Here is a 20254-nt window from a genome sequence, read left to right as displayed (position 1 = left end):
GGGCATGGCAGGCGTTTGTAGAGTCGAGCCATGCTCGACTGCTTTGTGGGTGCCAACCAAGGTTGGCACCTACCAGGGCGGGTTGGCTCAGGCGTTCCGATCCAGCAACGTGCCCAGCATCTGGTCCTGGCGGCGCACCAGCGCGGCATTGGCAGCGAAAGCCACCACCTCGGTTTTCGCCGCCAGCAGGTCGCCCAGCGGCGCGCTGGCATCCGGCGCTGCGGTGGCGACAGACGTCTCCACCCCACCCTGCTCCACGGCGCTGCGCTGCACCTGCAGCCGCTGCGCATCCGGGGTCGCCAGGTTGGCCACGTTGTGCGCGGCCACCTGCACGCCCTGCTGGGCGGCGCGCATGCCGGAAAGAGCGGTTCCCATCACGCTGTTCATGTTGGCCTCCGGGCCGCCCAACGCAGCCCTCCGTACCCGTTAGCGGCCGGCAGGCGGCAACCTTCAGTCCACATCGGGCCGACAGGCCCGAGTGGTAGCATATCCCCCTGATTTCAGCGCCTTTTGCCAATGCTCAGTTTTTTCCGCCGCAAGAAGCCCCAGGACGCCGCCGCTCCGGACGCGCCCAAGACCCAGCACTACTCGGCTGAAGAGCTGGCGGCGGCGTTCCCGTCTGCCGCGCCGGCCGAGCAAGCCCCAAGCGCTGCGGTAGCCGAGCCCGCGCCGGCTGCCCCGGCACCGGTACAGCCCCCCGTCGCCGAAGCGCCGCCGCTGCAGGCCGCCGAGCCGGTGGTCGCGGCCGAAGACGTGCAGGCCGAAGCGCTCGCCGCGGCCGCCGTGCTGGCCCCGCTGGCCCCGGTCGTTCCCGCCGAGGAACCGCCCGCGCCCGCCGCCGACCTGCCGGCCCTGGTGGACGCCCCGCCGGCCCCGGCCGGCAAGCCAGGCTGGCGCGAGCGCCTGCGCAACAGCGTCATCGCGCGCAGCTTCGGCGGCCTGTTCTCACGCAACCCCAAGCTCGACGACGACCTGCTGGACGAGCTGGAAACCGCGCTGATCACCGCCGACGTCGGCGTGGGCGCCACCACTGATCTGGTGGAAGGCCTGCGCAAGCGCATGAAGTCGCGCGAGTTCGCCGATGCCAATGCACTGCTGGCCGCGCTGCGCAGCGAACTGATCGCGATCCTGCAGCCGGTGGCGCAGCCGCTGGTGATCGACCGCAATGCCAAGCCGTTCGTGGTGCTCACCGTCGGCGTCAACGGCGTCGGCAAGACCACCACCATCGGCAAGCTGGCCAAGCGCTTCAAGGACGATGGGCACAGCCTGATGCTGGCCGCCGGCGATACCTTCCGTGCCGCCGCCGTGGCCCAGCTGCAGGCCTGGGGCGAGCGCAACGGTGTGGCCGTGGTCGCCCAGGGGCAGAACGCCGACGCCGCTTCGGTGGCCTACGACGCCCTGCAGGCCGGCAAGGCCCGTGGCACCTCGGTGCTGATTGCCGATACCGCCGGCCGCCTGCATACGCAGTCCGGCCTGATGAACGAGCTGGGCAAGATCCGCCGCGTGCTCGGCAAGATCGATGAAACCGCGCCGCACGAAGTGCTGATGGTGATCGATGGCACCACCGGCCAGAACGCGCTCTCGCAGCTGCGCCAGTTCAATGCCGCGGTGAAGGTGACCGGTCTGGTAGTGACCAAGCTGGACGGCACCGCCAAGGGCGGCGTGGTGTTTGCGCTGGCCCGTGAGTTCGGCATTCCGATCCGCTTTGCCGGCATCGGCGAACGTCCGGAAGACCTGCGCGTGTTCGATCCGGAAGCCTTTGTCGACGCCCTGCTGCCTGAAGCACTGGGCGGCTGATATATCGCGCAGCCACGCATGGCGTGGCTCTACTGCCCCGCGCGCGACGCCCCGGTGCCGCGCGACGGCCTGGTAGAGCCACCCCACGGGTGGCTGCCCCTCCCCGGAACCCCGATGCCCCGCCAGCCGCACGCCAGCGCCAACACCGCCCCGGACGGCCGCTTCGTCGCCCGCCTGCTGCACTGGTTCGGCGCGCACGGCCGCCACGACCTGCCCTGGCAGCACCCGCGCAGCCCCTACCGCGTCTGGCTGTCGGAAATCATGCTGCAGCAGACCCAGGTGGCCACGGTCATCCCGTATTTCCACCGCTTCCTGCAGCACTTCCCGACCCTGCCCGACCTGGCCGCGGCCAGCAACGATGCGGTAATGGCGCAGTGGGCCGGGCTGGGCTACTACGCGCGTGCGCGCAACCTGCACGCCGCCGCCAAGCGCTGCGTGGAACTGCACGACGGCGAGCTGCCGCGGGATTTCGAGGCGCTGCACGCGCTGCCCGGCATCGGCCGCAGCACCGCGGGCGCGATCCTCAGCCAGGCCTGGAACGACCGGTTCGCCATCCTTGATGGCAACGTCAAACGCGTGCTCAGCCGCTATCACGGCATCGAGGGCTTCCCCGGCCTGCCGGCCATCGAAAAGCAGTTGTGGGCACTGGCCGAAGGTCATGTCGCCCATGTGCCCGACGGGCGCATGGCCGATTACACCCAGGCACAGATGGATCTGGGCGCGACCGTGTGCAGCCGGGCCAAACCGGCCTGCGTGATCTGCCCGCTGCAGGACGACTGCGTGGCCCGCCGCGAAGGTCGTACCGCCGAACTGCCCACCGCCAAGCCCAGCAAGACCCTGCCCGAGCGCGAGGCAGTGGCGCTGCTGCTGCGCGATGCACGGCAGCGCATACTGCTGCAGAAGCGGCCGGACACCGGCATCTGGGCCCAGCTGTGGACCCTGCCGCAGGCCGACGCCGGCAGTGACCTGCAGGACTGGTTCGACGCCAACGTGGACGGTTCACTGGACGATGCCGAGGAACTGCCGCTGCTGCAGCACACCTTCAGCCATTACAGACTGCACCTGCAGGTATTGTCACGACAGGTATCCGGCCTGCGCGTGGAAGAACCCTCGCTGCGCTGGGTCGCGGCCGACGAGCTGCCCGCGCTGGGCCTGCCCGCGCCGATCCGCAAGCTGCTGGAAGGCACCAGCCCCAAGGTGCCGAAACGAAAGACCCCGAAAACCCGCAACCACGAGTAACCACCATGCCCCGTACCGTCTTCTGCCACTACGAACAACGCGATGCCGAGGGTCTGGATTTCGTGCCCTACCCCGGCGAGCTGGGCCAGCGCGTGTTCAACCAGATCGGCAAGCCCGCCTGGACGGCGTGGCTGGCGCACCAGACCATGCTGATCAACGAGAACCGGCTGTCGCCGCGCAAGCCCGAACATCGCGCGATGCTTGAAGCGGAGCTGGTGAAGTTCCTGTTCGAAAAGGACGCCGAAAAGCCGGCCGGCTTCACCCCCGAGGGCTGAGCCGATTCTCGCCGGGCCAGCATGCCCGGCGAGCAGACACCCGCCGGGCATGGCCCGGCGCTACCGGTTACTTCGCGGGTTCTTCGCGTTCCTGCACCTGCGCCTGGCGCATTTCCTTTTCCTCCGCGCGCAACGCTTTCACATCCAGCTTGCGGATGGTCTTGATGAAGCATGGCAGGCGCGGGCCGCCGGTCGGATCGTGCACCAGCACCTTGTCGAACGGCGCCGTCACCCGGCCCATGTGGCTGGTCAGGCCGATGGCCGGGGCAAAGGAAAGGTCCGGGCAGGGCCCGGTCAGCTCCAGCAGATAGGCCTCGCTGGGCTTGGTCCACACCGCCAGCGCACTGTCACCCAGCTCGGTCCAGCCATTGAGCGTGCCGAAGAACTGCATGTCCTTCTGCGGCGCACCGGCGTGGGCGCGATAAAGATCCAACCGCTCGGCACTGCTCAAGCGGCCGGTCGTGGCACACGCGGCCAGCGCCAGGCACAGCCCGGCCAGCAGCAACGGAGTCTTCATGGGCGTCTCCACAGGGAACTGCGCCCATCATGCGCCCCGACGGGCAACGCTGGCGCGACGATGGACCGCCCAATTCAGCCGCTGGTCGGCGAGACCCGCCCGCACCTGGCCTTGGCAGGTGCCCACCTGGGTGGGCACACCCTGTCTCAGACCTCGGCGTGCGCCAGCGCGTGCAGCCGCCCTTCGCGCAGCTCCAGCACCCGGTCCAGCCGGCGCGCCAGACTGCGGTCGTGGGTCACCAGCACCAGGCTGGTATGACGGGCGCGATTGAGCTCCAGCATCAGCTCGAACACCGTTGCCGCCGTGCGATCGTCCAGGTTGCCAGTCGGTTCGTCACCCAGCACGCAGGCCGGGTGGTTCACCAGGGCGCGTGCAACCGCCGCACGCTGGCGTTCGCCACCGGACAGTTCGCCCGGCTTGTGGTCCAGGCGATGCCCCAGGCCAACGGCCTCCAACAGTGCGGTGGCACGCGTGCTCGCCTCGGCCACCGCCGTGCCAGCCAACATCACCGGCATCATCACGTTTTCCAGCGCGGTGAATTCGGGCAACAGGTGGTGGAACTGGTAGACGAAGCCCAGCGCCTGGTTGCGCAGCAGCCCGCGCGCGGTGTCCGACAGTGCGGACATGCGCTGGCCGGTCACGTACACCTCGCCGGCGCTGGGCACGTCCAGCCCGCCCAGCAGGTGCAGCAGGGTGCTCTTGCCGGCGCCGGATGCACCGATGATCGCCACCGTCTCGCCGGCATTCACCCGCAGGTCCAGGCCATCGAACACCGGGGTCTGCATGCGGCCTTCGGCGTAGGTCTTGCCCAACGCTTCGGCGCGGATCACTTCATCGCCACGGTTGACGATCTTATTCATAGCGCAGGGCCTCGGCCGGCTGGGTGCGTGCGGCCCGCCAGGCGGGGTACAGGGTGGCCAGGAAACTCATCAGCAGCGCGATCAGGGTGATCGCCACGATGTCGCCGGTCTGCATGTCGGTGGGCAGGCCGGTGATGTAGTACACGTCCTCCGGCAGCAGCTTCACGTTGAACACCGATTCGATCGCGCCCAGGATGCGTTCCAGGTTCAGGGTCAGGGTGATGCCGCCGATCAGGCCGGCCAGGGTGCCGAAGATGCCGATCAGCGAGCCCTGCACCATGAACACCTGCATCACCCCGCCCGGGGTCAGGCCCAGCGTGCGCAGGATCGCGATGTCGGCCTGCTTGTCGGTCACCAGCATCACCTGCGAGGACACCAGGTTGAACGCGCCCATGGCGATGATCAGCGACAGCAGGATGCCCATCACCACTTTTTCCATGCGCAGCGAGTGGTACAGGTTGGCGTTCTGCTGGGTCCAGTCGCTGACCCGGTAGGCCCCGCCGAGGTTCTGCGCCAGGTCCACGCCCACCTCGAGCGAGCGGTCCATGTCGTGCAGTTTCAGGCGCACGCCGGTGGCGCCATCGCTGCGCAGCACGCGTTGCAGATCCTGCATGTTGGCAAAGCCAACGCCACGATCCACTTCGTTGTAGCCGGCCTCGAAGATGCCGCTCACCGTGAAGCGCTTCATGCGTGGCACCGCACCAGCGGGCGTGCCCTGCACTTCGGCAAAGGTGACCAGCACCTGGTCGCCCACGTCCACGCCCAGCCAGATGGCCAGCTCCTTGCCCAGCAGCAGATTGAAGCTGCCCGGCTTGAGGCTGTCGTAGCTGCCCTTGACCACCTTCTGGTCGATCACCGACACCTTCGGTTCCAGCGCCGGGTCGATGCCCTGCACGATGGCACCCTGCACGCGCGGGCCGCTGATCATCGACTGGATCTCGATGTACGGTGCGGCGCCGGCCACGCGCGGGTCCTTGCTGGCCACGTCCACCACCCGCATCCAGTCCGGCATGGGTTCGCCGTCACGGCTGATGGTGGTGTGCGCGGTCATCTGCAGCAGGCGGCTGCGGATTTCCTTCTGGAAACCACTCATCACCGCCAGGGTGGTGATCAGCACCGTCACGCCGAGCGCAATGCCCAGGATCGATGCCATCGAGATGAAGGAGATGAAGCCGTTGCGGCGCTTGGCGCGCAGGTAGCGCAGGCCGATGGCCACTGGAATGGGTTTGAACATGCAGGCACGCCGGTCAATTCAGCTTATGGTGCCACCGACCGGGGCCTGCGGGAAACCGCGCGTGCGGCCACGGCCAGTCGCAGTTCACGTCGCTGCGCGCGATCAAGCACATCCGGCCAGAACAACAGGTACCGGCGGCGGCCCTGCTGGCGCCAGCGCAGCAGCATCCACGGCCCTCGTTCCACCAGCGCGGGGCTGTCGATGTCCTGCCCGGCCACCTGCAGCGGCGCCGGCAAAGCAGCCAGCAGCAGCGCGCGCCGCGGCCGGTGCAGCCGCCAGCCCAGTTCGGCCAGGCCCAGCACCCAGACCGCCGCCAGCAACGGCCAGAACAGCGCGTGCGGCAGTGCCGACGCCTGCAGCAGCCAGGGGGCGGCGATCAACACCGCCAGCTGCGCCGCGCCCTGCAGGCGCGAGGGGCGCCACTCAAGCCTTGAGGGCGAGGATCTTCTGCATGAGCGGAACGGCGTGGGCATGCGGGCAGGCCTCGTAGCCCATGAACCAGCGCCACAACTTATCGTCCTCGCACTCCAGCAGGAACAGGAAAACCTCGCGCTCGTCGGTCGGCGCAGTGCCCCATTCGCGGTCCAGGTAGCGCTCGAACAGCTGGTCCAGTTCGCGCATGCCGCGGCGGCAGCGCCAGCGCAGCTTCTTCAGCAGGACGTCTTCTTCCATCGTGTCTCTCCAGATACAGCAAAGCCACGCATGGCGTGGCTCTACTGGGGCACAGCCACGCATGGCGCGGCTCTACCGGGTACTGCCAGGCCTGTATCAGGCGCGGCGTTCCATCATCAGCTTCTTGATCTCGGCAATTGCCAGCGCCGGGTTCAGGCCCTTCGGGCAGGTCCGGGCGCAGTTCATGATGGTGTGGCAGCGGTACAGCTTGAACGGATCTTCCAGATCGTCCAGGCGCGCACCGGTGTCTTCATCACGCGAGTCGATGATCCAGCGGTAGGCCTGCAGCAGGATCGCCGGGCCCAGGTAACGCTCGCCGTTCCACCAGTAGCTGGGGCAGCTGGTCGAGCAGCACGCGCACAGGATGCACTCATACAGGCCGTCCAGCTTCTTGCGGTCTTCCGGCGACTGCAGGCGCTCACGGTCCGGCGGTGCCGGCGTCTGGGTACGGATCCACGGCTTGATCGAGGCGTACTGCGCGTAGAAGTGGGTCAGATCCGGAACCAGATCCTTCACCACGTTCATGTGCGGCAGCGGGTAGATCGGCACTTCCTTCTTGCCGCAGTCCGCGATGGCGCGGGTGCAGGCCAGAGTGTTGGTGCCGTCGATGTTCATCGCGCACGAACCGCAGATACCTTCGCGGCACGAGCGGCGGAAGGTCAGGGTCGGATCGATCTCGTTCTTGATCTTGATCAGCGCGTCCAGGACCATCGGGCCGCAGGCGTCCAGATCGATCTCATAGGTATCGGTGCGCGGATTGCTGTCGTCGTCCGGACTCCAGCGGTAGATCTTGAAGGTACGCACGTTCTTGCCACCGGTCTTGGCGGGGAAGTGCTGGCCCTTCGTGATCTTGGAATTCTTGGGGAGTGAAAACTCGGCCATGGCTGCTCTCGTTGGCTCAGGCGGCCCGCGCCCGTAGGCGCGGATTGCATGGTAGGCGGGGTCGGATCAGTACACGCGCGGCTTCGGCGGCACCACGGACACGTCGTCGGTCAACGTGTACATGTGCACCGGGCGGTAATCGAAGCTGCACTTGCCCTTCTCGTCCACGCTGACCAGGGTGTGCTTCTGCCAATTGACGTCGTCGCGATCCGGATAGTCCTCGTGCGCATGCGCGCCGCGGCTTTCCTTGCGCTGCTCGGCCGAATTGATCGTCGCCACCGCGTTCAGCAGCAGGTTGTTCAGTTCGTACGTCTCGATCAGGTCCGAGTTCCAGACCAGCGAACGGTCGGAAACCTTCACGTCCTGGAACGAATCGAACACCTTGGCCATCTTCTCGCAGCCTTCCTTCAGGCTTTCGCTGGTGCGGAACACCGCGGCGTCGGCCTGCATGGTGCGCTGCATGCGGTCACGGATGACCGAGGTCGGCGTATCACCATTGGCGTGGCGCAGCTTGTCCAGCAGGCCCAGCGCCTTGTCGCAGGCGTCGGCCGGCAGCGGCTTGTGCGCAGCACCCGGCTTGATGGTCTCGGCGCAGCGGTTGGCCACGGCGCGACCGAACACGACCAGGTCCAGCAGCGAGTTCGAGCCCAGGCGGTTGGCACCGTGCACCGACACGCAGGCGGCTTCGCCGATCGCGTACAGGCCCGGCACCACCGAATCGGGGTTGTCACCGACCTTGCGCACCACTTCACCGTGGAAGTTGGTCGGAATGCCGCCCATGTTGTAGTGCACGGTCGGGATGACCGGGATCGGCTGCTTGTGCACGTCGACGCCGGCGAAGATGCGGGCGCTCTCGGCAATACCCGGCAGCTTCTCGTCGATCACGCCCGGGCCCAGGTGGGTCAGGTCGAGCAGGATGTGATCCTTGTGCTCGCCGACGCCGCGGCCTTCGCGGATTTCGATGGTCATCGAACGGCTGACCACGTCGCGCGAGGCCAGGTCCTTGTAGTGCGGTGCGTAGCGTTCCATGAAGCGCTCGCCCGAACTGTTGCGCAGGATGCCGCCTTCACCGCGGACACCCTCGGTGATCAGGCAGCCGGCACCGTAGATGCCGGTCGGGTGGAACTGCACGAACTCCATGTCCTGCATGGCGATGCCGGCACGCATGGCCAGGCCGCCACCGTCGCCGGTGCAGGTGTGCGCCGAGGTGGCGCTGAAGTACGCACGGCCGTAACCGCCGGTGGCCAGCACCACGCCCTGGGCGCGGAACAGGTGCAGCGTGCCGTCGGACATGTCCAGGGCCAGCACGCCACGGCACACGCCTTCGTCATCGAAGATCAGGTCGAGGGCGAAGTACTCGATCATGAAGCGCGCATCGTGCTTCAGCGACTGCTGGTACAGGGTGTGCAGCATGGCGTGGCCGGTACGGTCGGCCGCCGCGCAGGTACGCTGCGCCGCCGGGCCTTCGCCGTACTTGGTGGTCATGCCACCGAACGGACGCTGGTAGATCTTGCCTTCGGCGGTACGGCTGAACGGCACGCCGTAGTGTTCCAGCTCGATGATGGCCGGAATGGCCTCGCGGCACATGTACTCGATGGCGTCCTGGTCGCCCAGCCAGTCCGAGCCCTTGATGGTGTCGAAGAAGTGGTAGCGCCAATCGTCTTCGCCCATGTTGGCCAGCGCGGCGGAAATACCACCCTGTGCGGCGACGGTGTGCGAACGGGTCGGGAACACCTTGGTCAGACACACGGTCTGCAGGCCCTTGGCGGCCAGGCCGAACGTGGCGCGCAGGCCGGCGCCACCGGCGCCCACCACGACCATGTCGTACTTGTGTTCAGTAATCTTGTAAGCGGACATCTAATCTGGATTCCTGTCTTGTGCCTGGGCTCAGGCGACGCCGAGGGCGATGCGGCCCACCGCAAACACGCTGACGATCATGCCGAGCACGGCCACGAACTTCACGAAGGTCTGCAGCACCAGGGCCAGCAGCGATTCGTGGATGTAATCTTCCAGCACCACCTGCAGGCCCAGCTGGGCGTGCCAGAACATGGCGATGAGCAGGCCGATCAGCGGCACCGCGTTCCACGGCTTGGCGATGGCGGCGGTGGCGGTCACGTAATCGGCACCGGCCAGGCGCACCACGAACACCAGGAACCACACACCCAGCACCACCAGCGCGGCGGCGGTCAGGCGCTGGTGCACGAAGTGTTCGGTACCGGTCTTGGCCGAACCCAAGCCGCGCACGGTCTTCAGCGGGGTACGGAACTTGTTCGACTTGTTCATGCGGCACCTCCCAGCAGCACATAGGCCCACACCAGCGCGGTGATCACCAGGCTGCCAAAGACCGAGATCCAGCTGCTGCGCACGAAGGCGGGAATGCTGAAACCGATGGCGAAGTCCTGCACGATGTGGCGGATGCCATTGCACAGGTGGTAGGCGAACGACCATGTCCACGCGAACAGGAACACGCGGCCATACCAGGCCCCGGCATGGCCGGTGTAGCAGTTCCAGGATTCGGGCCCCATCATCAGGGCCAGAAGGCCCGCAGCGATGATGAGGGCACCAACAGACAGAAAGACGCCAGTGGCTCGATGCAGGATCGAGGTGGCCATCTGAATCTGCCAGCGATACACCTGAAGGTGCGGGGAAAGTGGGCGTTGTCTGGTCGCCATTCGCTGGGCTCGTTGTCTCGGCTGGGCGGCACGCGGCCGCGTTGGCTCAATGCTGATCAGAAATCGATGCAGCGTCCGTTTTTCTCCCAATCGCCGTACCGCACCGGATCAAGTCCGCCGCGGCCGCCGAATTCTTCTTCCACCTTTTCCGGTTCCACAGGCACAGGTGCCGCGGGGACCAGCGGGGCTTCAGCTTCGGCGTCGGGAGTGGGGGTTGTTTGGCCTATCATGTTCGGTCTCGCAACGCACAAATTTTAGACCTCGTTCACGTGCCTGACAACCTGCCCCCTGCTTTCGTCGCATATCCGCACCTTCCGGGCCACCAGCTGGTGAGCCTGCAGGGCGCCGATGCGGCCACGTTCGCCCACGCCCAGTTCAGCAGCGACGTGACCGCCCTGCCCCTGCTGCACTGGCAATGGAGCGCCTGGCTGAGCGCCAAAGGCCGCACCCTGGCGGTTTTCCAGCTGCTGCGGCTGGCCGAAGACCACGTGATGCTGGTGCTGGCCGACGGCGACGCCGATGCGATTGCGTCGCAACTGCAACGGTTCGTGTTCCGCCGCAAGGTGAAGCTGCAGGTGCATACGGATCTGGTGGTGACCGGCGCATTCACCGCGCCCGAAGCGGCCAGTGGCGCGGCCATCGCGCGTGCCGAAGGCGCTGACTGGGAACTGGACCTGGGCAGTGATGCGCTGCCGCGCACCCTGCGCATCGGCGCGCCCGACGCAGCGGCCACGGAAGCCGACGCCGCCGCGGACACCTTCGCGCTGGCCTGGCGCCAGGCCGACCTGCGCTTCGGCCTACCGCGGTTGGATGCCAGCCAGCGCGAAGTGTGGACACCCCAGCAACTGGGGCTGGACCGCCTGAACGGGTACAGCGTGAAGAAGGGCTGCTATCCCGGCCAGGAAATCGTGGCCCGCACCCACTTCCTGGGCAAGGCCAAGCGCGCGGTGCAGCTGCTGCACACCGCCGCGCCGGCCCAGGCCGGTGAAGCGGTACAGCAGGATGGCGCGGCGCTCGGCACGATCGCCAGCGTTGCCGGAGACCTGGCGCTGGCGGTGCTGCCGCTGGAGACCAGCGACGGCGAACTGCAGGTCGGCGGCGTGGCCGCCCAACGCGTGCCGCTGCTGGACGGCCTGGCACGCTGAGCCCAGCGGGAGGGTGCGGACCTGACCTGGCAGGTGCGGACCTTGGTCCGCACCGCGTCTGCCGGCATCCCATCCACGCATGGCGCGGATCTACCGGGGCCCGCTTCATCCACGCATGGCGTGGATCTACTGGGCCCGCTTCATCCACGCATGGCGTGGATCTACGGGGTCCCCACTTCTTCCACGCATGGCGTGGATCTACGTGAACCCCGCCTTGGTAGGTGCGGACCTTGGTCCGCACACCGGCGAAGCCGCCTTACAGCCGCTCGCCGGTTTCTGCGCTGAAGAAGTGCAGGCCCTGCGGGTGGATCGCCACGCGCATCTCCTCGCCCACCGCCGGCAGTGCCTGCGGCGCCACGCGCATGGTCAGCGCATGCTGGCCGCTGCTCAGGTTGACGAAGATTTCATTGCCGACCGGCTCGATGCCCTCGATGCGCGCCGTGAAGGCGTGCGCATCATCGACGGCCGCCGGTTGCAGATGCTCCGGACGCACGCCCACGGCGATCGACTTCTGCAGCCAGGCCGGGTCGATGGTGGCCTGGCCCAGCGGGGCACGCCATTGCCCATCGACCACGCTCACGCCACCGGCATCGCCCTGCAGCGTGCCGCGCAGCACGTTCATCGCCGGGCTGCCCAGGAATCCGGCCACGAACAGGTTGGCCGGCCGGTCGTACAGCGCCATCGGCGTGTCGATCTGCTGGATGATGCCGTCCTTGAGCACCACGATGCGCTGGCCCAGGGTCATCGCTTCCACCTGGTCGTGGGTCACGTAGATCATGGTGGTGCCCAGCTTGCGATGCAGCTGCGCGATTTCGGTGCGCACGCTATGGCGCAGCTTGGCATCCAGGTTGGACAGCGGCTCGTCCAGCAGGAACACCGCCGGTTCGCGCACCAGCGCACGGCCCAGGGCCACGCGCTGGCGCTGGCCACCGGACATCGCCTTGGGCAGCTTGTCCATCATCTCGGTCAGGCCCAGCGTCTGCGCCGCCTCGGCAATGCGCTTGTCGATGGTCGCCTTGTCATGGCCGCGCAGCTTCAGGCCGAAGGCCAGGTTCTCGGCCACGGTCATGTGCGGGTACAGCGCGTAGCTCTGGAACACCATCGCGATGTCGCGATCCTTCGGCGCCACGTCGTTGACCACGCGATCACCAATGGTGAGCGTGCCGCCGCTGATTTCCTCCAGGCCCGCCACCATCCGCAGCAGCGTCGACTTGCCGCAGCCGGATGGCCCCACCAGCACCATCAGCTCGCCGTCGGCCACCTCGAACGTGGCGTCCTTCACTGCGACCTGGCCGTTGTCGTAGACCTTGCGCACACCCTGCAACTGCACTTTTGCCATATCACTCTATCCAGTCCGCCCGGTGCCGGGCTGTCATTGGGGACTGCCTTCGGCCCTCCCGATGGCAGTGATGATTGCGCGGTCGCCGCATGACGGCGAGCACTGCAATCGAATACAGTGGCCCATTCTGCCATGTAAACGTTTTCACGTGGCACTATCCGATGGTCGGCGCGCACCGACCTGCAATAGCGGCCAACCGAAAGCGGGCCGTTGCGGTGGTTTCGAATGGAACGGTTGCCCGGAAGCCCGGAAAACCGCCCCCAGCGAACCTCGGACAGACAGTAGCGCGGATGTCCCCTGAACCCAGCCATGAAGCGATTGACAACGATGTCACCCGGATCTGAAACTCGAGCGATGCACGACACCCTCTTCCTGTTTGGTGCCACAGGTGATCTGGCCCAGCGCTACCTGTTCCCTTCGCTGCTGCGCCTGCTCGGCGACGGCCTGCTGCCGGAGGATTTCCGCATCCGTGCGCTGGCCCTCTCCGGCCACGACACCGAAGCCTTCCATGACATCCTGCGTCCGCGCCTGCAGCAGGCCATGCCCATGGCCAGCCAGGACGACATCGCCGCCCTGCTGCGCCGCATCGACTACCGCTCGGTGGACCTGCGCGACGTGGACTCGGTGGCCGCCGCGGTGTCCGACCTGGTGCACCGCCGCTGCGTCAGCTACCTGGCCATTCCGCCGGGCCTGTACATCTCCACCTGCGAAGGCCTGGCCAAGGGCGGCGCGCTGGCGTCGCCGGCACGCCTGATGCTGGAAAAGCCGATCGGCAGCGACAGCGAAAGCGCTGAAGAGATCATCAGCACCATCGGCCAGTGGATCGACGAAGACCGCGTGTTCCGCCTGGACCACTACCTGGGCAAGGCCGCGGTGCAGAACCTGATCGCCCTGCGCTTCGGCAACACGCTGCTGGAAGCAGTGTGGAACCGCAACTACATCGAATCGGTGCACATCCTGGTGGCCGAGAGCGAAGGCGTGGACGGCCGCGACGCGTATTACGCCCGCTCCGGCGCGCTGCGCGACATGGTGCAGAGCCACATCCTGCAGCTGCTGTGCATGGTCGCCATGGAGCCGCCGGCATCGCTGGAAGCCGACCGCATCCGCGACGAGAAGGTCAAGGTACTGCGCGCCCTGCGCCCGCTCGATGCGAAGAACGCCGCCCGTGACAGCGTGCGTGGCCGCTACACCGCCGGCAGCATCAACGGCCAGCCGGCCCAGGCCTACCAGCCGCCGGAAGGTAGCGACGTGGAAACCTTCGCCGGTGTCACCGCGCACATCGACAACTGGCGCTGGAGCGGCGTGCCGTTCCACCTGGTCACCGGCAAGCGCCTGCCCGAGCGCACCACCCGCGTGGTGGTCACCCTGAAGCCGGTCACCCATTGGCTGTTCGAGCGCCCGCAGCGTGCGCAGGCCGCGCCGAACCGCCTGGTGTTCCAGCTGCAGCCGCAGGAAAACATCGAACTGGGCCTGATGAGCAGCCTGGCCGGCCCGGAATGGGGCGCGCTGGAACTGCACCCGCTGGAACTGGAACTGTCAGTGCCGACCGGCCTGCACCGCCGCATCGCCTACGAACGCCTGTTCCTGGATGCCTTCAACGGCAACCACACCCTGTTCGTGCGCGATGACGAAGTGCGCGCTGCATGGGCGTGGATCGACAGCGTGGCCGACGCCTGGAAGGACGCCAAGCTGCCGCTGGAACCCTACCCGGCCGGCCAGTGGGGCCCCAGCTCGGCCACCGGGTTCCTGCCGCAGGGCGTGGATGCTCCCGACAGCGGAGCGTCGGCATGAGTGCCGCCAGCCAGCCCGTGCTGGTCGCCGATATCGGCGGCACCAACGCCCGCTTCGCCCTGGCCGACACCTCGCAGGACGCGCCGCTGCTGAAGGACAGCATCCGCGAGTACGCCGTGGCCGAGTTCCCGTCGCTGGGCGATGCCGCGCGCCACTATCTGGAACAGGCCGGTGCCAGCGCCCGCCGCGGCGTCTTCGCCGTGGCCGGCCGCGTGGATGGCGATGAAGCCCGCATCACCAACCACCCGTGGGTGATCTCGCGCAGCCGCACTGCGGCCATGCTCGGCTTCGACGAACTGCACCTGATCAACGATTTCGCCGCCCAGGCCATGGCCGTCGCGCTGCTGCAGCCGCATGACGTCGTGCAGATCGGTGGCGCGCACTGGACCCCGGCCGCGCCGGGCCAGCCGCGCAACTACGGTGTCATCGGCCCGGGCACGGGGCTGGGCGTGGGCGGCCTGCTGGTGCGCCACGGGCGCAGCTACCCGCTGGAAACCGAAGGCGGCCATGTCAGCTTCCCGCCGGGTACGCCGGAAGAAATCCGCATCCTCGAAATCCTGTCCGAGCAGTTCGGGCGGGTGTCCAACGAGCGCCTGATCTGCGGCCCCGGCCTGGTCAACATCCATCGCGCCGTGTGCGAGATGGCCGGCTTCGACCCGGGCCACCTGCAACCGGCCGATGTGACCGCGCGCGCCGCCCTGGGCGACCCGCAGGCGATGCGCACCGTGGATGTGTTCTGCGCGGTGTTCGGCGCCATCGCCGGCGACCTGGTGCTGGTGCAGGGCGCCTGGGACGGCGTGTTCCTGACCGGCGGACTGGTGCCGAAGATGCTCGATTCGCTGCAGCACTCCGGTTTCCGCCAGCGCTTCGAACACAAGGGCCGGTTCTCTTCCATCATGGGCCGGGTGCCGTCGCTGGCGATCATGCACCCCTGCCCCGGCCTGCTGGGCGCCGCCGCCTATGCCGCCGATGCCGAACGCGATGCCCCTGGAGTTGCTGCATGAGCCCGATCTTCCACGACGACCGCATCGACTTCGTACAGCACGGCGACGCCGATGCCTGGATCGAAGCGGTGGCCGCCGAGATGGCCCAGGCCATCAACCACGACATCAACGAAGTGGGCCGCGCCCGCATCCTGCTCTCCGGCGGTACCACGCCGGCGCCGGTGTACCAGGCGCTTGCCGAACTGGACGTGCATTGGGACCGGGTCGAAGTCAGCCTGGCCGATGAGCGCTGGCTGTCGCCGCAGGATCGCGACAGCAATGCCTGGCTGGTGCGCGAGCACCTGCTCAAGCGTGCTGAAGGTGCGCACTTCGATCCGTTGGTGCGGGTCGGCAAGCCGCTGCCCGAATGCGTGTACACCGCCAACCTGCAGGCCCAGCACAGCCAGGCGCCGAGCGTGGTGGCCCTGGGCATGGGCAACGATGGCCACACCGCCTCGCTGTTCCCCGGCTCCAAGGATCTGACCCGCGCACTGGAAAGCACCCTGCCCTACGCGGCGCTGGATGCCACCGGCTGCCCGGGCTCGAACCAGTGGCCGCTGCGCATCACCCTGACCCCGCGCGGGCTGGGCCAGTGCCGCCAGCGCCTGCTGCTGCTGCGCGGCAAGCAGAAACTGCAGGTGCTGCGCCAGGCCCTGGACAGCAACGACCCGCAGCTGTACCCGATCCTTTCTGCGATCAACCTGGACGGCGCGCGCCTGCGCGTCCACTGGGCTGATTGATGTCGGCGGCGGCACTGCGGTGCCGCCTGTCACTCGCCACCTTGAATGCCGGTAGCCAATGAGCCTCCATCCGCAACTGCAAGCCATCACCGAGCGCGTCATCCGCCGCAGCGCTGCGTCACGCGCCGCCTATCTGGCCGCGATCGACGCCTCGCTGCGTGACGGCCCGTTCCGCAGCCGCCTGAGCTGCGGCAACCTTGCCCACGGCTTTGCTGCCTGTGGCAGCACGGACAAGAGCCGCCTGCGCGGCGGCGTCACCGCCAACCTGGGCATCATCACCGCTTACAACGACATGTTGTCGGCCCACCAGCCGTTCGAGACCTACCCCGAGCAGATCCGCGAGATCGCCCGTGAACTGGGCGCCACCGCGCAGGTGGCCGGCGCCGTGCCGGCCATGTGTGACGGCGTCACCCAGGGCCGCGGCGGCATGGAACTGTCGCTGTTCTCGCGCGATGTGATCGCCCAGGCGACCGCGATCGGGCTGAGCCACGACATGTTCGACACCACCGTCTACCTCGGCGTGTGCGACAAGATCGTGCCGGGCCTGCTGGTGGGCGCACTGGCCTTCGGCCACCTGCCGGCGGTGTTCGTGCCGGCCGGCCCGATGACCCCGGGCATCCCCAACAAGCAGAAGGCCGAAGTCCGCGAGCGCTATGCCGCCGGCGAAGCCACCCGCGAGGAACTGCTGGAAGCAGAATCGGCGTCGTACCACGGCGCGGGCACCTGCACCTTCTACGGCACCGCCAACTCCAACCAGGTGCTGCTGGAGGCGATGGGCGTGCAGCTGCCCGGCGCGTCGTTCGTCAATCCCGGCACGCCGCTGCGCGATGCGCTGACCCGCGAAGCCACCGAGCGTGCGCTGGACATCACCGCGCTGGGCGACGACTTCCGTCCGCTTGGCCGCATCATCGACGAGCGCGCGATCGTCAACGCGGTCATCGCGCTGATGGCCACCGGCGGTTCGACCAACCACACCATCCACTGGATCGCCGTGGCCCGGGCGGCCGGCATCGTGCTGACCTGGGACGATTTCGACGAGCTGTCGCAGCTGATCCCGCTGCTGGCGCGCGTCTATCCGAACGGCGAAGCCGACGTGAACCGCTTCGCCGCTGCCGGCGGCCCGGCCTTCGTGTTCGGTGAACTGATCAAGGCCGGGCTGATGCACGGCGATCTGGTCAGCGTGGCGCGCGGCGGCATGGCTGACTACGCGCGCGAGCCGCAGCTGCGCGACGGCCAGCTGGTCTACCTGCCGGGGCTGGAACGCAGCGCCGATGACGAGGTGGTGCGCGGCGTGGACAATCCGTTCGAGAGCCAGGGCGGCCTGCGCCTGCTGCGCGGCAACCTGGGCAAGTCGCTGATCAAGCTGTCGGCGGTGAAGCCGCAGTACCGCACCATCGAGGCCCCGGCCGTGGTGGTCGATGCGCCGCAGGTGCTGAACAAGCTGCACGCCGCGGGCATGCTGCCGCAGGATTTCGTGGCGGTGGTGCGTTACCAGGGCCCGCGTGCGAACGGCATGCCGGAACTGCATTCGCTGGCGCCGTTGCTGGGGCTGCTGCAGAACCAGGGCCGGCGCGTGGCGCTGGTCACTGACGGCCGCCTGTCCGGTGCGTCGGGCAAGATTCCGGCGGCCATCCACGTGACGCCGGAAGCAGCGCGCGGCGGTCCTTTGGGCAAGGTGCGCGAGGGCGACATGATCCGCCTGGACGGCGAGGCCGGCACGTTGGAAGTGCTGGTGGATGCGGCCGAATGGGCGGCGCGTACGCTGGCGCCGAATACTGCGCCGGCGGCCAACGACATGGGCCGCAATCTGTTTGCGATCAATCGTCGGGTGGTCGGGCCTGCGGACCAGGGCGCGATTTCGATTTCGTGCGGGCCGGCGGCGGCTGATGGCGGGCCGTGGGATTACGACGCGGAGTACGAGCTGGGGCACGATGCTGCCGCGGCGGCGGCGCCGCATGAGGCGAAGGACGCCTGAGGGTTTGAAGAGCGTTGCGGGTCTGCGTTGGCGGTCAGTGTCCTGGTGGAGGCGGCGGGTAGCCCCCACCAGGACACGCCGTGAACCCATCCATGGGGCCTCGTAGGCGCCTTGCTCGTGTGCGCAATCCTGCGCACACGGCAAGACCGGGGTTGGGCGTCCTGCCCAACCCGCCCGAGGCATGCCTCGGGCCCATGGCGCCTGCGGTCCTGGTGGGGGCTACCCGCCGCCTCGGGACAGTTTGCTGGCGCCTCCGCGCCGCGAAGTGATCACTGAAAAGTACAAACAAGAGCAAGGGCAAAAGCATGGGTATCGAGCAACATCAGGTGAAGGCGGCGGAGATGCTGCGGGCGGCGGGTATTCTGCCGGTGGTGACGATTCATACGCTGGACCAGGCACGTGCGGTCAGTGCGGCGCTGCTGGAGGGTGGTCTGCCGGCCATCGAGCTGACGCTGCGTACGCCGGTGGCGATGGAAGCGCTGGCCATGCTCAAGCGCGAACTGCCCGATGTGGTGGTGGGTGCGGGTACGGTACTGACCGTAGAACAGATGCAGCAGGCGATCGATGCCGGTGCGGATTTCCTGGTCACCCCGGGCACGCCGCCGGTGCTGGCCGATGCGCTGGCGGCGGCGCCGCTGCCGGTGGTGCCGGGTGCAGCCACGCCGACCGAGCTGCTGTCGCTCTACGCGCGCGGCTTCCGCGTCTGCAAGCTGTTCCCGGCCACCGCCGTGGGCGGGCTGGCAATGATCAAGGGCCTGGCCGGTCCGGTGGCCGACCTGAAGCTGTGCCCCACCGGCGGCATCACTGAAAACACCGCTGCCGAGTATCTGGAGCAGAAGAACGTGGTCTGCATCGGCGGCTCGTGGATGGTGCCGGGCAACTGGATCGCCGACGGCCAGTGGGACAAGGTGCGCGAGAGCGCCGCCCAGGCCGCGAAGATCGTCAAGCGCGTCCGCGGTCACTGAAAAACCATGGGGTCAGAGCCCTTTCCCGCCGGGAAAGGGATCCGACCCCCGGGTCGGCTGACCCCAGGCCGCGAGTGCGCAACGCGCGCGACCCGCTCCCGCTCTTCCTTCTTCATTCCGCGGTGGCGGCGCACGGAAACTGTCCGTGGCCGGGCGGGTGGGTTGTGTAGGGGCGTGAGCCGCATGGGCCCGAGGCATGCCTCGGGCGGGTTGGGCAGGACGCCCAACCCCGGTCTTGCCGTGTGCGCAGGACAGCGCACACGAGCAAGCGGCGACCGAGCTTACAGGGACGTACTTGCAGCGCCCCCTGCACAGCCCATCCGCCCGGCCAACCCACATGATCCAACCGCACCACCACCGCGAGGGGCTGCGCCGTTGGCTGGAATCCTTACAGCGGCCGCGCCGGGTCCACCAGGCCGTACTGGCTGGCCATGCGCGCCAGCGCAATGTTGTCGTGGATACCCATCTTCTCGAACAGGCGCGCCTTGTGCGTGTTCACTGTCTTCGCGCTCAGGCTCAGGCGACGGGCAATGTCTTCCTGGCGCAGGCCCTGGGTCAGCAGCAGCGCGACTTCCAGTTCGCGCGGCGACAGCGTATCGAACGGCGAAGCATTGCCTTCCACGGTGGACAGCGCCAGGTTCTGCGCAATGCTGGTGCCGAGGTAGCGACGACCACCGGCCACGTCGCGCACCGCGCGCAGCAGTTCCTGCGCATCGCAGCCCTTGCCGATATAGCCGGCCGCACCGGCTTCCAGCAGGCGCTTGGGCAGCGGACCGTCTTCCAGCACCGAGACGATCACCACGCGCGTGCCACGGTGGCTGCGCACGATGCGCTCGGTCACCTCCATGCCGCTGACGCCGGGAAGGTGCAGATCACACAGCACCACGTCCGGCAGCAGCTGGCGAACTTCGCGCAGGGCGTCCTCACCGGTCTCGGCTTCGCCCACGACCTCGATGTCAGGTTCCCCCGACAGGATCATTTTCATCCCGGTGCGGACCAGCGCGTGGTCATCCACCAGGTAGACTCGAATCGTCATCCACGTCCCTCTTCGAATGCGGCCATCGGGGGCCAAACTAGGCGGGGGCTACGGCACACCGCAAGCGGGGAACGTGCGCAAAAATGGCGTTCTGCCTTGCGCATCACATTCCTGGCTTGTTGTTTCCGTCCC

22 protein-coding genes are annotated in these 20254 nt (G+C 67.8%); 9 read left to right on the top strand and 13 right to left on the bottom strand.

The features are described from left to right. Positions 1–87: 87 nt before the first annotated feature. On the bottom strand, positions 88–387 hold the full coding sequence (locus tag AC06FA_RS09995) for a hypothetical protein (RefSeq protein ID WP_478068152.1): 300 nt from the start codon (positions 385–387) through the stop codon (positions 88–90). 129 nt (positions 388–516) lie between these two features. Between AC06FA_RS09995 and ftsY the strand changes: the two genes are divergently transcribed. The 3 genes from ftsY (at position 517) to AC06FA_RS09980 (ending at position 3311) form a co-directional block, all read left to right on the top strand. Then, positions 517–1797, top strand: a complete 1281-nt coding sequence (gene ftsY / locus AC06FA_RS09990; protein WP_478068151.1) for a signal recognition particle-docking protein FtsY — start codon at positions 517–519, stop codon at positions 1795–1797. Between the two features lie 114 nt (positions 1798–1911). Beyond that, positions 1912–3036 (top strand): A/G-specific adenine glycosylase, encoded by a 1125-nt coding sequence (mutY, locus tag AC06FA_RS09985; RefSeq protein WP_478068150.1) that lies wholly within the window; start codon positions 1912–1914, stop codon positions 3034–3036. A gap of 5 nt (positions 3037–3041) precedes the next feature. Then, complete coding sequence (locus AC06FA_RS09980) at positions 3042–3311, top strand: oxidative damage protection protein (protein WP_478068149.1); 270 nt, start codon at positions 3042–3044, stop codon at positions 3309–3311. A 67-nt stretch (positions 3312–3378) separates the two neighbouring features. Here AC06FA_RS09980 and AC06FA_RS09975 read toward each other — a convergent pair whose 3' ends face one another. From AC06FA_RS09975 to AC06FA_RS09930, 10 genes are all read right to left on the bottom strand, one after another. Then, positions 3379–3828 carry a DUF6491 family protein gene (locus AC06FA_RS09975; protein ID WP_478068148.1) on the bottom strand — a complete coding sequence of 150 codons (450 nt, stop codon included), beginning with the start codon at positions 3826–3828 and terminating at the stop codon, positions 3379–3381. 146 nt (positions 3829–3974) lie between these two features. Continuing rightward, entirely contained in the window at positions 3975–4688 is a 714-nt protein-coding gene (gene lolD, locus AC06FA_RS09970; RefSeq protein WP_478068147.1) for a lipoprotein-releasing ABC transporter ATP-binding protein LolD, read from the bottom strand. Next, the gene (locus AC06FA_RS09965; RefSeq protein ID WP_108752791.1) at positions 4681–5922 is read right to left on the bottom strand and encodes a lipoprotein-releasing ABC transporter permease subunit; all 1242 of its coding nucleotides are present in this window, start codon (positions 5920–5922) and stop codon (positions 4681–4683) included. The genes lolD and AC06FA_RS09965 overlap by 8 nt, the downstream gene beginning before the upstream one ends. 23 nt (positions 5923–5945) lie before the next feature. Further along, positions 5946–6395, bottom strand: coding sequence for a hypothetical protein (locus AC06FA_RS09960; protein ID WP_478068146.1), 450 nt, complete (start codon positions 6393–6395; stop codon positions 5946–5948). Further along, entirely contained in the window at positions 6346–6594 is a 249-nt protein-coding gene (locus tag AC06FA_RS09955) for an FAD assembly factor SdhE (protein ID WP_478068145.1), read from the bottom strand. Before AC06FA_RS09955 ends, AC06FA_RS09960 begins: the two co-directional genes overlap by 50 nt. A 96-nt stretch (positions 6595–6690) precedes the next feature. Further along, positions 6691–7476 (bottom strand): succinate dehydrogenase iron-sulfur subunit, encoded by a 786-nt coding sequence (locus AC06FA_RS09950; protein ID WP_108752788.1) that lies wholly within the window; start codon positions 7474–7476, stop codon positions 6691–6693. Between the two features lie 66 nt (positions 7477–7542). Beyond that, positions 7543–9333 (bottom strand): succinate dehydrogenase flavoprotein subunit, encoded by a 1791-nt coding sequence (gene sdhA, locus AC06FA_RS09945; RefSeq protein ID WP_108752787.1) that lies wholly within the window; start codon positions 9331–9333, stop codon positions 7543–7545. 30 nt (positions 9334–9363) lie between these two features. Further along, positions 9364–9759: a succinate dehydrogenase, hydrophobic membrane anchor protein gene (gene sdhD, locus AC06FA_RS09940; protein WP_478068144.1), complete on the bottom strand. Its 396-nt coding sequence runs from the start codon at positions 9757–9759 to the stop codon at positions 9364–9366. Continuing rightward, positions 9756–10148, bottom strand: a complete 393-nt coding sequence (sdhC, locus tag AC06FA_RS09935) for a succinate dehydrogenase, cytochrome b556 subunit (protein ID WP_108755925.1) — start codon at positions 10146–10148, stop codon at positions 9756–9758. Before sdhC ends, sdhD begins: the two co-directional genes overlap by 4 nt. Before the next feature lie 56 nt (positions 10149–10204). After that, positions 10205–10378 (bottom strand): DUF1674 domain-containing protein, encoded by a 174-nt coding sequence (locus AC06FA_RS09930; protein WP_312708685.1) that lies wholly within the window; start codon positions 10376–10378, stop codon positions 10205–10207. A 39-nt stretch (positions 10379–10417) separates the two neighbouring features. Between AC06FA_RS09930 and ygfZ the strand changes: the two genes are divergently transcribed. Beyond that, positions 10418–11293 carry a CAF17-like 4Fe-4S cluster assembly/insertion protein YgfZ gene (ygfZ, locus tag AC06FA_RS09925; protein ID WP_478068143.1) on the top strand — a complete coding sequence of 292 codons (876 nt, stop codon included), beginning with the start codon at positions 10418–10420 and terminating at the stop codon, positions 11291–11293. 256 nt (positions 11294–11549) lie between these two features. Here the strand turns inward: ygfZ and AC06FA_RS09920 are convergent, their stop codons facing one another. Next, positions 11550–12632, bottom strand: a complete 1083-nt coding sequence (locus AC06FA_RS09920) for an ABC transporter ATP-binding protein (RefSeq protein ID WP_478068142.1) — start codon at positions 12630–12632, stop codon at positions 11550–11552. Between the two features lie 354 nt (positions 12633–12986). On the opposite strand from AC06FA_RS09920, the gene zwf reads away from it, so the two are divergent. The 5 genes from zwf to AC06FA_RS09895 all read left to right on the top strand — a co-directional run bounded on the left by zwf (position 12987) and on the right by AC06FA_RS09895 (position 19086). Continuing rightward, positions 12987–14423 (top strand): glucose-6-phosphate dehydrogenase, encoded by a 1437-nt coding sequence (zwf, locus tag AC06FA_RS09915; RefSeq protein WP_478068141.1) that lies wholly within the window; start codon positions 12987–12989, stop codon positions 14421–14423. Next, on the top strand, positions 14420–15427 hold the full coding sequence (gene glk, locus AC06FA_RS09910) for a glucokinase (protein ID WP_478068140.1): 1008 nt from the start codon (positions 14420–14422) through the stop codon (positions 15425–15427). The genes zwf and glk overlap by 4 nt, the downstream gene beginning before the upstream one ends. Continuing rightward, complete coding sequence (gene pgl / locus AC06FA_RS09905) at positions 15424–16146, top strand: 6-phosphogluconolactonase (RefSeq protein WP_478068139.1); 723 nt, start codon at positions 15424–15426, stop codon at positions 16144–16146. The genes glk and pgl overlap by 4 nt, the downstream gene beginning before the upstream one ends. Before the next feature lie 58 nt (positions 16147–16204). Continuing rightward, positions 16205–18121: a phosphogluconate dehydratase gene (gene edd / locus AC06FA_RS09900; RefSeq protein WP_478068138.1), complete on the top strand. Its 1917-nt coding sequence runs from the start codon at positions 16205–16207 to the stop codon at positions 18119–18121. 305 nt (positions 18122–18426) lie between these two features. Beyond that, positions 18427–19086 carry a bifunctional 4-hydroxy-2-oxoglutarate aldolase/2-dehydro-3-deoxy-phosphogluconate aldolase gene (locus AC06FA_RS09895; RefSeq protein ID WP_312708674.1) on the top strand — a complete coding sequence of 220 codons (660 nt, stop codon included), beginning with the start codon at positions 18427–18429 and terminating at the stop codon, positions 19084–19086. A 388-nt stretch (positions 19087–19474) separates the two neighbouring features. Here the strand turns inward: AC06FA_RS09895 and AC06FA_RS09890 are convergent, their stop codons facing one another. Then, positions 19475–20122: a response regulator gene (locus AC06FA_RS09890; RefSeq protein ID WP_478068137.1), complete on the bottom strand. Its 648-nt coding sequence runs from the start codon at positions 20120–20122 to the stop codon at positions 19475–19477. Between the last annotated feature and the right edge of the window lie 132 nt (positions 20123–20254).

Source organism: Stenotrophomonas sp. Steno-C17 (assembly GCF_056393165.1).
This window is presented reverse-complemented; position numbering and strand designations above follow the sequence as displayed.